This window comes from Streptomyces sp. NPDC096323 (genome assembly GCF_040302845.1).
Lineage (GTDB): Bacteria > Actinomycetota > Actinomycetes > Streptomycetales > Streptomycetaceae > Streptomyces.
Window position 1 is genome coordinate 28,236 of the sequence record NZ_JBEOSI010000008.1, and the last position, 11,999, is coordinate 40,234.

General features: G+C 70.6%; 10 protein-coding genes and 2 pseudogenes. 5 read left to right on the forward strand and 7 right to left on the reverse strand.

Annotated features, from left to right (window positions below):
• Positions 1–39: 39 nt before the first annotated feature.
• Positions 40–438: pseudogene (locus tag ABTX18_RS35855) on the reverse strand (VanZ family protein); the annotation flags it as partial.
• A gap of 192 nt (positions 439–630) precedes the next feature.
• Between ABTX18_RS35855 and ABTX18_RS22400 the strand changes: the two are divergent.
• Positions 631–846 (forward strand): annotated as a pseudogene (locus ABTX18_RS22400) (FAD-binding domain-containing protein); the annotation flags it as partial.
• A gap of 186 nt (positions 847–1,032) precedes the next feature.
• Here the strand turns inward: ABTX18_RS22400 and rpmG are convergent.
• Positions 1,033–1,197: a 50S ribosomal protein L33 gene (gene rpmG, locus ABTX18_RS22405; RefSeq protein WP_311314148.1), complete on the reverse strand. Its 165-nt coding sequence runs from the start codon at positions 1,195–1,197 to the stop codon at positions 1,033–1,035.
• Positions 1,198–1,415: 218 nt separating this feature from the next.
• On the opposite strand from rpmG, the gene ABTX18_RS22410 reads away from it, so the two are divergent.
• Together ABTX18_RS22410 and ABTX18_RS22415 are read left to right on the forward strand one after the other, a co-directional pair.
• Positions 1,416–1,709 carry an alpha-amylase inhibitor gene (locus tag ABTX18_RS22410; protein ID WP_352124496.1) on the forward strand — a complete coding sequence of 98 codons (294 nt, stop codon included), beginning with the start codon at positions 1,416–1,418 and terminating at the stop codon, positions 1,707–1,709.
• A 323-nt stretch (positions 1,710–2,032) separates the two neighbouring features.
• Entirely contained in the window at positions 2,033–3,493 is a 1,461-nt protein-coding gene (locus ABTX18_RS22415) for a PP2C family protein-serine/threonine phosphatase (protein ID WP_352124497.1), read from the forward strand.
• A gap of 174 nt (positions 3,494–3,667) precedes the next feature.
• On the opposite strand, the gene ABTX18_RS22420 is transcribed toward ABTX18_RS22415, so the two are convergent.
• Positions 3,668–5,164, reverse strand: a complete 1,497-nt coding sequence (locus tag ABTX18_RS22420; RefSeq protein WP_352124498.1) for a DNA-binding protein NsdB — start codon at positions 5,162–5,164, stop codon at positions 3,668–3,670.
• A 231-nt stretch (positions 5,165–5,395) separates the two neighbouring features.
• Between ABTX18_RS22420 and ABTX18_RS22425 the strand changes: the two genes are divergently transcribed.
• Positions 5,396–6,535: an aminoglycoside phosphotransferase family protein gene (locus ABTX18_RS22425; protein ID WP_352124499.1), complete on the forward strand. Its 1,140-nt coding sequence runs from the start codon at positions 5,396–5,398 to the stop codon at positions 6,533–6,535.
• 102 nt (positions 6,536–6,637) lie between these two features.
• Here ABTX18_RS22425 and ABTX18_RS22430 read toward each other — a convergent pair whose 3' ends face one another.
• The gene (locus ABTX18_RS22430; RefSeq protein ID WP_352124500.1) at positions 6,638–7,969 is read right to left on the reverse strand and encodes an N-acetylmuramoyl-L-alanine amidase; all 1,332 of its coding nucleotides are present in this window, start codon (positions 7,967–7,969) and stop codon (positions 6,638–6,640) included.
• A gap of 392 nt (positions 7,970–8,361) precedes the next feature.
• Between ABTX18_RS22430 and ABTX18_RS22435 the strand changes: the two genes are divergently transcribed.
• A complete protein-coding gene (locus ABTX18_RS22435) occupies positions 8,362–10,575 on the forward strand; it encodes a terpene synthase family protein (protein ID WP_352124501.1) in 2,214 nt (737 codons plus the stop codon).
• Positions 10,576–10,627: 52 nt separating this feature from the next.
• On the opposite strand, the gene ABTX18_RS22440 is transcribed toward ABTX18_RS22435, so the two are convergent.
• From ABTX18_RS22440 to ABTX18_RS22450, 3 genes are all read right to left on the reverse strand, one after another.
• Positions 10,628–11,128: a hypothetical protein gene (locus ABTX18_RS22440; protein WP_136326885.1), complete on the reverse strand. Its 501-nt coding sequence runs from the start codon at positions 11,126–11,128 to the stop codon at positions 10,628–10,630.
• Positions 11,129–11,248: 120 nt separating this feature from the next.
• Positions 11,249–11,656, reverse strand: coding sequence for an ACT domain-containing protein (locus ABTX18_RS22445; protein WP_352124502.1), 408 nt, complete (start codon positions 11,654–11,656; stop codon positions 11,249–11,251).
• Between the two features lie 60 nt (positions 11,657–11,716).
• Positions 11,717–11,959 (reverse strand): DUF397 domain-containing protein, encoded by a 243-nt coding sequence (locus ABTX18_RS22450; RefSeq protein WP_352124503.1) that lies wholly within the window; start codon positions 11,957–11,959, stop codon positions 11,717–11,719.
• Positions 11,960–11,999 lie beyond the last annotated feature (40 nt).

Genomic DNA, 11,999 nt, shown 5'->3' on the forward strand with positions numbered 1-11,999 from the left:
GGCGCCGGCCGTGTTGAGGATGACGTCGTCGACGTCGAAGGCGCGCCCCGCGACCAGCGCCCCCTGCACCAGTTCGACGACCACTATGACCAGGACGGTCAGCAGGACCATGCGGATCATGCGCAGCCGCCGGGGCACGAGGATCGGCAGCAGGACACCGAACGGCATGCCCAGCACGAGGTTGCCGCCGGCCTGCTTGCAGGCGGCAAGGAAGGTGTAGTCCTCGGCGTACTGCCGCAGCGACCGGCCCGGGTGGAGGTTCGCCGTGACGAGATCCTGTGAAGCGGGCGACGGTGTGAGCGTGACCTTCGCCAGGACGACGGAGAATCCGGTCATGGCCAGAAAGGCCGCCGCCAGGATGGCTGCCTGAAGGAGCAGACGGCCCCATGCCCGGTGACGTCCTCCTTGCCGCGCGTGTCTTTCCGCTTCTGTGTCCATGGGCGACGGATGCCCCCGCCCGGCCCGGCCACACCTGACGCCGGAACGCCGACGCGCGCACCGGCGCGGCGCGATGGGGCCGGGTGCGGGCCGGACTGGTCGAAGCGGCCGGGTGGACTATCGGCCCCGGCGGGCACGGCAGGACGAATCGATGCGGAGATCCCAGGACGAGCGACCACGGGCATCGGCCTTCGCCTACTCAACCCCGTGATCCAGGGCAAGCGGTACGACCCGGACGGCCGCTACGTCCGCCGCCGGGTACCGGAGCCGGCCGGGGCGCCCGGACCCGCGGTGCACGAGCCCTGGAAACTGCGCGGACCCGGGCGTGCGGGTCCGGACTACCCGGAGCCGGTGGTGGAGCCGGCCGACGGGCTGGCGCGTTTCAGGCGGGCGCGAGGGCTGGCATGACAAGGGGAAGCCCCGGCCGGATCGGGGGAATCCAGCCGGGGCGGTTTCGGGGTGGGCGCTCAGCGCGTCATCCACATATAGGTGAACGATAAACCACCGCGCCCCGTTCCCGGGAATCCGCACCGCGGACTGTGATCCACAGCACGGACGGCCGGGCCGCAGCGCGCGACAAGGGCCGGGCGACGGTCAGCGTTCCTCGCGGAACAGCACATGCCGGCCGGCCGCGGGGTCGTACTTGCGCAGGACCAGACGGTCGGGGTCGTTCCGACGGCTCTTGCGCGTCACGTAGCTCTGACCGGTTCCTGCGGTCGAGCGGAGGGTGACGACGGGACGGGCCTCACTGCGGGCCATGGGCACCTCCTGGCTGCTGTACCGATCCCGGCCCCTTGACGGGAACGGGATTCGTTTTCGTTCTGGCCATGCAACGCGGGCGTGCGCCGGAGCATTCCCACCCCCGGCCGGTCCTCTCGGCGCCACCCGAGCACCGCGCGACGACCGTCACGCGGGGCCACGACGCTCGTTGATCCGTGCGCCCGGCATTCCAGCCGACTTCCCGAGGAACGTGAGCCATGCGCCTGAAGAACACCCTGACCACCCTCGCGGTCACCGCGATGATCACCGCCTGCTCCCTGACCACGGCCGGTCCGGCGGCCGCCGCCGGACCGACCGCGCCCGCATGCGTGGCGCGCGAGGTCATCAAGCAGAACAAGACCGCCTGGACGACCAACAACTGCGGCCGGAACATGCACATCCAGCTGGTGATCGACCACGGTCCCGACCGGAGCTGCTGGACCACCTCCCCCGGCGAAACCCTCGAATGGAAGTGGAAGATGGGCTCCTACGGTCGCATCGCCCTCTGCTGACGCCGCGGACAGACCCCACCTCCGGAGCCCCCGCCCGCGCGGGGGCTCCGGCCCGCATATGCCCGAACGGGCCGGCGCGCACCCGCGCGAAAGCAGCGTGCACGGGCGTGCGCGCAGGGATCCGGCCCCGGATGACTTGCATCAACAGCCGCAGACAGCAAGGGTGTTCGACGAAACCCGGTTCCGATCAGCCGCTGACATATGCCAGGTGCAAGAACGCATCGAGTGTCGCCAAAGCACTTACGGGCTCGTGGCGGCTGTGCGACAGTCGTATCCGGTCCACCCTCAGACCTGGTTGTACCGCGCCTGTATCGGAGTACGACATGCAGCCCCACCCGCCCGCGGAGCGCCCCGCCCCCCAGCCGCCCGAGCGCGATGCCGTCGACGCGTTGATCAACCGGACGCACCGGCTGCGCGGCGACGTGGACGCGGTGCGGCGCGACACCGTCCTCGTCGACGAGGACGACCCCCAGCTCCGCTGGCAGCGCGCGCTGTGCGATCTGGCCGTCCATCAGCTCGACGACCTCGGCGCCCACCTGGGACAGCTCAGGCGGGGGCTGCCGTCACAGGCCGCGGACCGGTTCGCCACCGGAGCGGCGCTGCCGGCGCCCCTGAACGCACCCGCCGACGAGCAGCCCGGTTCACTGATCGGCCGGGTCGGCAGTGCCGAATGGAACCTGCTGACCGACGAGGTGAGCTGGTCGCAGGAACTGCTCCAGATCTTCGGCCGCACGCCCGAGGCGGGGCCGCTCTCGCTGGACGACCTCCCCTCCGTCCTCCTGCCCGAGGACCAGCCTCTGCTGACGGCACTGGTGACGGCCTGCCTGGTCGACGGCAAGCCGATAGACGGCGAGTTCCGCATCCTGCGCACGGACGGACAGACGCGCACTCTGCACATGATGGGCGAACCCGTCCTCGACGCGGACGGCTGCACCGCCTCCATGTGGGCGGTCCTGCGCGATGTCAGCGCGCTGCGCCGCAGCCAGCAGGTGCTGGACCGGACGCAGGACTCGCTCCACCGCCAGCAGCACATCGCCAGGACCGAACGCCGGATGGCCGTGGAGCTGCAGGAGGCCGTCCTTCCCCCGTGGCGGGGTTCGCTGACCCTCCCGGACCAGGGCCCCGGATCGCTGGACATCGCTTCCCACTACCTGCCGTCGGATTCGAGCGCCCTGATCGGCGGCGGCTGGTACGACGCGATGGAACTGCCGGACGGCCGTACGCTGCTCACGGTCGGCGATCTGACCGGCCACGGCATCCAGGCGACCTCCGCCATGGCGATGATCCTGGGTGCGCTGCGCGGCATGGCCGTGGCCGGGATCGAGCCCGGAACCCTGATGGGTCACCTGAACCAGTTACTCGAGACCTCGGTCCAGCCCGCGCTCGGCAGCGCGGTGTGCTGCCGGTTCGACCCCGCCACCCGCAGCCTGGAATGGGCGCAGGCCGGACACCCGGCGCCGCTGCTCTTCCGCAACGGGGCCGGGCGGCCGATTCCCCCGCCGGACGGGGTACTGCTCGGAGCGGCGTCCGGGGTCGCGTACGGGCAGGACGAACTGCACCTGCTGCCCGGGGATGTGCTGGTCCTGCACACCGACGGGCTGGCCCGGGGCACCGGGAGCCGCCACCATGGCCTCCGCCCGGGCACGGACACGCTGCTCGGACTCGCGCCACGCTTCGCCGAGGCCCGTACGGCGCAGGAGTGCGTACGGGCGGTCGTCGAGGAGTTCGGCGGAGCCGAGCGACTGGACGACGCGTGTGTACTGATCGCCCGCATCGGGGCATAGCGCGAACGGGCCTGGTGGTTCGGGGCGGCGCCGCTTCCACGCGGCGCCTCTTCTTCACGGCGCGTCTTCTCACGCCGCGCCTTCTTCGCAACCCCTCTTCCTCATGGCCCACATGACACTCATGGTGCGCGTGACGCTCATGGCCCGCATGACGCCACCGTCATGGCGCCCGGATCAGACCTCCGAACTCCTGGGCTTCTTGATGACGGAGCTCGGCGGCAGCGAGAGCTGGATCTCCTCGCGCAGGTCCTTGATCTTCGCGTAGCCCGCGAACTGACCCGTCAGGCGGTACATTTCGCGCAGCCGGTCCCAGGTGCGGTGCGAGGAGGTCTCCCCCATCGTCACCAGGGCCAGCCGGGCGTAACGGTCGGCCTGCTCGGGGTCGTCGGCGATGAAGCAGGCCGAGGCGAGCGAGATGTAGTCGAAGATCTTGGACCGCTGGCGCCCGTTGATCCGCAGTTCCAGTGCCTGCTTCGCATGGCGCTGGGCGGTGACGGCCGCCGAGGGGTCGTGTTCGGCGAGCGTGCGGAACGCGAGGGCCTGCATGCCGTGCAGATCGGCCTCGTCGAACATCTGCATCCAACTGGGCGGTGGCACATCGCCCTTGTCGGAGACGAACAGCTCCTCCGCCAGGCCGAGTGTGCGCCGCATGGCCTGTCCCCGGCCCATCGAGGCCTGCGCCCACGCCTCGATGGTGTGCAGCATCGCCTGGGTGCGGGGCAGAACCATGTCGCCCGAGCCGGACTTGGCGAGCTTCATGAGGTCGAGTGCATCGTCGGGACGGCCGAGGTGGACCATCTGACGGGCCGCCCTGGACAGTGCCTCGCCCGCCCGCGGCCGGTCACCGCCCTCGCGCGCGGCGTGGGCGGCGATGACGAAGTACTTCTGGGCGGTGGGTTCGAGGCCGACGTCGTGGGACATCCAGCCCGCGAGTACGGCGAGGTTGGCGGCGACGCCCCAGAGACGGCGCTGCAGGTGGTCGGGGTGGCGGTAGGCGAGCATGCCTCCCACCTCGTTCAACTGGCCCACCACGGCCTTGCGCTGGAGGCCGCCGCCGCGGGCGGCGTCCCAGGCGCGGAACACCTCCACGGAGCGTTCCAGCGCCTCGATTTCTTCGGAGCCGATGGGCGCGGCCTCGTACCGGTCGTAGCCGGCCGCGTCCGCGTGCACGGGGTCGTCGATGCGTGGGGCGTCGGCCGCCAGTACGGGGTCGGTGTGCAGCCAGTCGTGCATGGGGCCGGCGATCGTGGAGCCGGCGGTGAGCGCGGCGCCCGCGCTCACCAAGCCGCGTCGGTTGAGCATGAGGTCCATTCCCGTGAATTCGGTGAGGACCGCTGCCGTCCGCTCGGGCGCCCACGGGAGTTGATCGGGATTGTCTTCCGTCCCGGTCTCTCGCCGTTTCCCCACACGCCCGCGTCGGCCGAACCCGAGGTCCTCGATGGTCACGACACGACCGAGCCGCTCGGTGAACAGGGCTGCCAGCACCTCGGGTACGGGATCGCGCGGGGATTCCCCCATGTCGATCCAGCGCCTGACGCGCGAGGTGTCGGTCGCCAGCTGCGGGTGGCCCATGGCCGCCGCCTTCCGGTTCACCGCTCTCGCGAGTTCGCCCTTGGACCAGCCGGCTAGGCCGAACAGATCAGACAGGCGGGTGTTGGGTTCTCCGGTCACGTCAAGCCCCCAGGTTCTCGGCTGTGTTGACAGTAACCCCCTGTCAGATGCCTTGCGACTATTCGCCAGGGTTCGCCAGGGTGCGCTAGGTCGAGAGACACCCGCGCGCCGGTGTCAGGTAGGAAAGCGCCACCCCGCCCGGCAGCCCTCGGTACTCCCCAGGGTGCCGGACGGCCGCCGGCCGGGGCGGCGCACGCAACTTGTCGGCGCACGAAGGGATCTGTCTCGCCCATGTACACAGCATCGTCCTCCGTGTCCGCCCCGCCCCGGCCGCTGCGTCCCCTGGGGGGCGGTGGCGGACCGTATCTCGATCCCCGCGCCGTCGTCCCCGCGCCCGGCATCGGCCGGACCCGGCGCGTGGCAGGGCCGGGCGCCCCTTCGCTCAGCGGGAGACTGGACCTGTCCGGCCCGCAGGGCGCTCAGCTGAGGATGGCGATCGCCTCGGTGCACCGCATCTGCCCGGAGTTCAATCCGGTACAGGTACTGCGGCGCAGCGGCCGTTCGGTCCTCCTCGTCGGTTCCACCGGCCGTGCGACCGCGGTCGCCAAGTGTTTACTGGACCACTCCCCCGCGTGGTCGGAGCGTTTCCGCCACGAAATAGCGGCATACCGGGCGTTCGTCCGGCACCGCCCGCCGGTCCGGGTGCCCCGGCTCATCGCTGCGGACCCGGAGAACTGCACCCTGGTCATCGAGCGGATGCCCGGCCGGGTGGCGGCGTTGACCAGGCACCCCTCGGAGGCTCCGCCCCGGGCGGATCTGCGGGCCGTGCTCGGCGCGGTCAGCCGGGTCAACGCCTGGCGTCCGCCGGCCGGTCTGTTCGACGCCCCGCTGGACTACGCGGCACGCATCGCGCGCTATCACGAGCTGGGTCTGTTCACCGACCGTGATCTGGGCGACCTGCAGAAGCTGCTGCACGGCCTGGCCCATGCCGGGGGCCGGCAGGGCATGGGGCAGTTCTGCCACGGTGACGCGCTGCTCTCCAACATCCTTCTGTCGCCCACCGGACCGGTGCTGGTGGACTGGGAGCACGCCGGCTGGTATCTGCCGGGATACGACCTGGCGACGCTCTGGACGGTGCTGGGCGACGCGCCGGTGGCGCGGCGTCAGATCAGCCAGCTGGCCCAGGTCGCGGGTCCCGCGGCGCGGGACGCGTTCCTGGTCAACCTGATGCTGGTGCTCACGCGGGAGATCCGGACGTACGAGACGGCCCTCCAGCGGGCGATGCGGGACACCAGCGCTCCGGCCAGGACGGGGCAGGACCGTCCGGGTGCGCTGTCGTCGGGCGAGGAGCAGCGACTGCTGCTGCGCCGCCTGCATGACGACTGCGCCATGGCGCGCAGTGCCGTGCGCGCCGCGGTCGGCACGCGCTGACCTGTCCGACGGGGGATGCTGCGGGTCCGGTGCCGACACACCGGGCCCGCAGCGCGTTGCCGTCCTGCCCGTGGGCCTCCGGGGCTTATCGCCCGGCCGGACTCAGTGTGTGCGGACGATGTCCACGTCGGATGCCTTCACGAAGGCGATGCGGTGGCCGATCTGGACCGTCACGTACTTCTGCTGACCGATGAAGTAGGTGTGGTCCAAGGGGTACGAGGAGTCGATCGTCGGCGCGTAGAAGTAGCCGGTGGGGGCCTGCCCGCCGCCGGGATAGGACTGGCCGGCCTTGATGGTGTAGGGCAGGGGCGTGCCGACCCGCTGGTCCGCGAAGCCGGCCGGGTACTCGGACTTCTCCGGGTACGCCACCCCGTACACCGGCACCTCCGCCTTGCCTGCCTTGGGCCTGACGACGTAGCCGGCGGTGGGGGTGGTGGTGCGCGTACGGTCCGGAGTGCTGAACCAGGCCTTCTTGCCGTACCACCAGATCGCCGTCCAGCCCGGTGCGTGGTCGGCGACGACGGCCTGCTGGGTGGCGCTGATCTTGCTGCCCCAGTCGGCGGCGCAGTTGGTGCCGGGCGAGCCGTCCGTGTGCAGGCCCGGATCGGAGAACAGCGGCGAGTCCGCGGAGGGTTCCGTGTGGAGCGGGACGGCGCTGGACGCCTGTACGGGGAGGTCCACGCCCTTCTCGCAGTCGCGGAAGGCCTGTGGGTTGTCCTTGAACCGCGGGCTGACGGTGACGAGTTCGCGGTCCTTGTGGGCGGTCGGCACGGTGGGCTTGCCGAGGAGCGCCATGAAGCGGTTCCAGTCCCAATAGGTGCCCGGGTCCCAGTGCATGTTCCTCGTGCCGGCGGCGCTGGTGGGCGGCACCCCGTCGTGCCCGATGATGTGCTGGCGGTCGAGGGGGATGTCGTACTTGGCGGCGAGGTAGCGCACGAGCGCAGCCGTCGAGCGGTACATCTCCGGGGTGTACCACTGCGCGCCCTCGGTGGCGACGCCCTCCTGCTCGATGCCGATCGAGTGGGTGTTGAGGTACCAGTTCCCGGCCTGCCAGGCGACGTCCTTGTTCTTCACCATCTGCGTGACATGGCCGTCGCCGGAGCGCACCACGTAGTGGGCGGAGGTCTGCTTCAGCGGGTTCTGGAAGATCTTCAGGGTGGTGTCGAAGTCCTCCTCGGTGTCGTGGAGGACAATGAATTTGATCTTGTTGCTGTGCGGCCGGTCCGCTGTGTCGAAGTTGCCGTACGTCTCCTTGTCGGCCGGGTCGCCGGTCTGCTGGTAGGCGGCCGGCACCCAGTCGCAGTCGAGACCGCGCGGGCACTCCGGCCGCACCCCGTCCGCGCCGGCGTGTGCCGCGGGACTGAGCAGCGCGAGACTCAGTGCGCCGGCGGCGGTCAGCGCGAATGCGCGTCCGGTCCTCTGCTTGGACGTCATGACAACCCTTCTTGGAGCTGGGCGTTGGCGGAGCCGTACTGATCGAGAGGTGTGCGCGTTCCGATCTCGTGTTCCGTGGTGCGCGCACACTCTCCGACCCGAGGTGATGGCACGTCAAGGGTGCTGTGACAGCGGCGGATTGAGCCAGTGGACCAGACCACTGGCAGGTGCTCCGACCTGCGGACCGAAAGAGCCGAACGGATTCTGACGGTGGCGCGTTACCTGAGTTTTACGCGAGGCCGGCCCGGCCGTCGCCGTCCCTCGAACGAGCGCACTTCTTGTGTGACTAATGGCGGCTGTGCGTGCCCCGGACGGCCGAAGGGTAGTGCTCGCGCCGACAGGACCGATCCGCGTGACACGCACGCGGAGGCTCTTCGAAAGGCCGGACGCACATGGCACAGCCCTTCACCCTGCCGGACTTCTATGTTCCGTATCCGGCGCGCCTCAACCCGCACGTCGAGGAGGCGCGGCAGCACACGAAGACATGGGCGCGGGCCATAGGGATGCTGGAGGGTTCCGGCATCTGGGAGGAGAAGGACCTCGACTCCCACGACTACGCGCTGCTGTGCGCCTACACCCACCCCGACTGCTCGGCCGAGGCGCTGTCCCTGGTCACCGACTGGTATGTGTGGGTCTTCTTCTTCGACGACCACTTCCTGGAGCTGTTCAAGCGCACCCCGGACCGCGAGGGCGGCAAGGCGTACCTGGACCGGCTGCCCGCGTTCATGCCGATGGAGCGGGGAGCGCCGACGCCGGAGCCGGAGAACCCGGTCGAGGCGGGGCTGGCGGATCTGTGGGCGCGGACGGTGCCCGGCATGTCCGACGCCTGGCGGGAGCGGTTCGCCGAGTCGACGAAGAACCTGCTGAACGAGTCGCTGTGGGAGCTCGCCAACATCAACGAGGGCCGCATCGCCAACCCCGTCGAGTACATCGAGATGCGGCGCAAGGTGGGCGGCGCGCCCTGGTCGGCCGGGCTGGTGGAGTACGCGGCGGGCGCGGAGGTGCCCGAGGCGGTGGCAGGGGAACGGGCGCTGCGCGTGCTGCGCGACGCGTTCTCCGACGGCGTCCATCTGCGCAACGACCTGTTCTCGTACCAGCGGGAGGTCGAGGACGAGGGCGAGAACAGCAATGGCGTCCTGGTCCTCGAGCGCTTCCTCGACTGCTCGACGCAGGAGGCCGCGGAGGCGGTGAACGACCTGCTGACGTCACGGCTCCAGCAGTTCGAGAACACCGCGCTGACCGAACTGGGCCCGCTCTGCGCGGAGAAGGGCCTCGATCCGGCGCAGACGGCGGCCGTGCTCGCGTACGTCAAGGGGCTGCAGGACTGGCAGTCCGGCGGCCATGAGTGGCACATGCGCTCCAGCCGCTACATGAACGACGGCGGCGCCGAGAAGGCGGAGCCGGGCTTCGGGATGGCCGCCGCGTCGATCCGTTTCACGCCCCGTTCGGAATCCGCCAGGCTGCGCAGCCATACCCATCTGCCCTACCAGCACGTCGGCCCGTCCCTGCTGCCCGGCTTCGACCTGCCGTTCGGTACGTCGCTCAGTCCGCATCTGGACGGGGCACGGGTCCGCATCGTCGACTGGGCGAACCGGATGGGCCTCCTTCAGGCACAGCCAGGGGTACCGGGTTCGCACATCTGGGACGAGCAGCGCCTGCTGGCGATCGACCTCCCGCTGTGCGCGGCGGGGATCCATCCGGACGCCACCCCCGACGAACTCGACCTGTCCTCGCAGTGGCTGGCGTGGGGGACCTACGGGGACGACTGGTTCCCCGTGGTGCACGGGCGGTCCCGTGATCTGGCGGGTGCCCGGCTGGCCAACGAACGGCTGTCGCTCTTCATGCCCTTGGACGGGGGCGCGCCGCCGGAGCCGGTCAACGCGCTGGAGCGGGCCCTGTCCGACCTCTGGGTGCGCACGTCCGCGCCGATGGACGACAGCGGGAGGCGTGCGTTCCGTAAGGCCATCGAGGACATGACCGCCAGCTGGCTGTGGGAGCTGGCGAACCAGGCCCAGAACCGGATTCCCGACCCGGTGGACTACGTCGAGATGCGGCGCATGACGTTCGGCTCGGACCTGACGATGAGTCTGTGCCGGCTCGGGCACGGCAGGACGGTGCCGCCGGAAATCTACGAGAGCGGCCCGCTGCGCTCCCTGGAGAACGCGGCCGCCGACTACGCCGCGCTGCTCAACGACCTGTTCTCGTACCAGAAGGAGATCGAGTACGAGGGTGAGGTGCACAACGGTGTCCTGGTCGTGCAGAACTTCTTCGGGGTGGACTATCCGACCGCGATGGAGATCGTCTACGACCTGATGAAGTCCCGGCTGCGCCAGTTCCTGCATGTCGCCGAGCAGGAACTCCCGGTGCTGTACGACGACTTCGCTCTGGACTCCGAAGCGCGGGAGGTCCTTGCCGGTTATGTGCTCGAACTGAAGAACTGGATCGCGGGCATTCTGATCTGGCACCGTGGGTGCAGGCGCTACCGCGAGGAGGACCTGCGGCGGGGCACCGGGGCCCCATGGCACCTGAGCGGTCCCGTGGGGCTCGGCACCTCGGCGGCGCAGGTGACGTCGTTGTTCGCTCAGCTCTCGGGGGCGAGCGCGTAGGGCGGGCCCGCACGGCTTCCCTTCGATGTCGGCGGGGAAGCCGTGCGCGGGCTCAGCCCTGCTGGAAGAGCTCGGCGGGCAGCGGCTTCAGGAGGGTGTACAGGTCGTCGGTGATGGGCCGGTCCCAGCTGGCGATGGTGACGAGGACACCGTCGCTGCGGTCGAACTGGACGCAGGAGATGCGGCTCTCGGAGAGCTTCACTCGCCGGACGATCATCAGGTTGTCGCCCTGCATTACGGGCATGTCCTCGGTGCCGGTGACCTCGACCGGCTCGTCGTTCTCCAGCGCGAGCAGCAGCTGGGCCACCTCGAAGGGGACCTGGCCCTCCTCGGTCTCGCGGGCGGGCGACCCCTCCGGGAGGTTGCCGATGATCATCGCGGGGCCGCGGCCGCCGAAGAGGTCGTAGCGCAGGAAGACGCCCTGACAGCTGCCGTCGGGGGCGGGCAGCAGACCGGCGCCGAGGTTTCCGGGCCAGTCGCCCGGGTCCATGGCCAGGACGTCGAAGTCGGGGCCCGCGGGTGTGGCGGCGCTACGGCGGCGGAGGAAGGACATGCAGACATGTTACGTGTCCTGGGCCGCCCCGCCGAGCCGGGCCGGGCAGCTCCGCCGCCTCCGCCCTGCCCCGGCTCCGGCGGCGGGTCCGGGCGGCCCTCCGCCGCCCCGGACCCGCGGTCATCCCTGCGCCGACTCCGCGGCCAGCGTCTCCAGCACGGCGACGGCCTCGGCGGCCCGGTCGTACGGGACGAAGAGGTGGTCGTGGTGGAACCCGGCCACCACGTTGCAGCTGATCCCCGCATCGGTGAGGGCGAGCGAGACGGCGGCGGTCAGGCCGACGGCCTCCAGCGCGGAGTGCACACGCAGGGTGATCCACCCGGCCACGTACGAGTACGGCAGTCGGGCCGCCGCCGCCTCGGCCTGCGGGAGCACCAGCGTGAGACCCTCCGCCTCACGGACCGTGACGACGGGGCGGGCGCCGTCGGGCACCGCTCCGTCGGGCGCGGTCACGTACACGTAGCGCCCCGGGTTCAGCTCCGGACGCAGGCCGCTCAGCAGGACGCGAAGATCACTCTCACCTGTCACACCCCCGACGCTACCTACGCCTGTGCGCCACCGCTCGTGCGGCACGGGCATGCGCGGCCGTCAGCCCGCGTCGAACTCGCCGTGCCGGGCGTTCACCACGAAGGCACGCCATTGCGCCGGGTTGAAGACCAGCGGCCGGCTGCCGGGGCGCCCGGCGTTGCGCATCGCGATGAACCCCTCGACGAAGGCGATCTGGACGTCGCCGATGCCCTGACTGCCGGAACTCCACCGGGCGTTGCCGAGGTCGAGATCCGGCTCGTCCCAGCGGGCGACATGCTGCTGGGGCGTCGTCCTGGGTGCCACGTGGGCTCCTCCCGCTCGTCCTTGCGGCCGGAACAGAGCC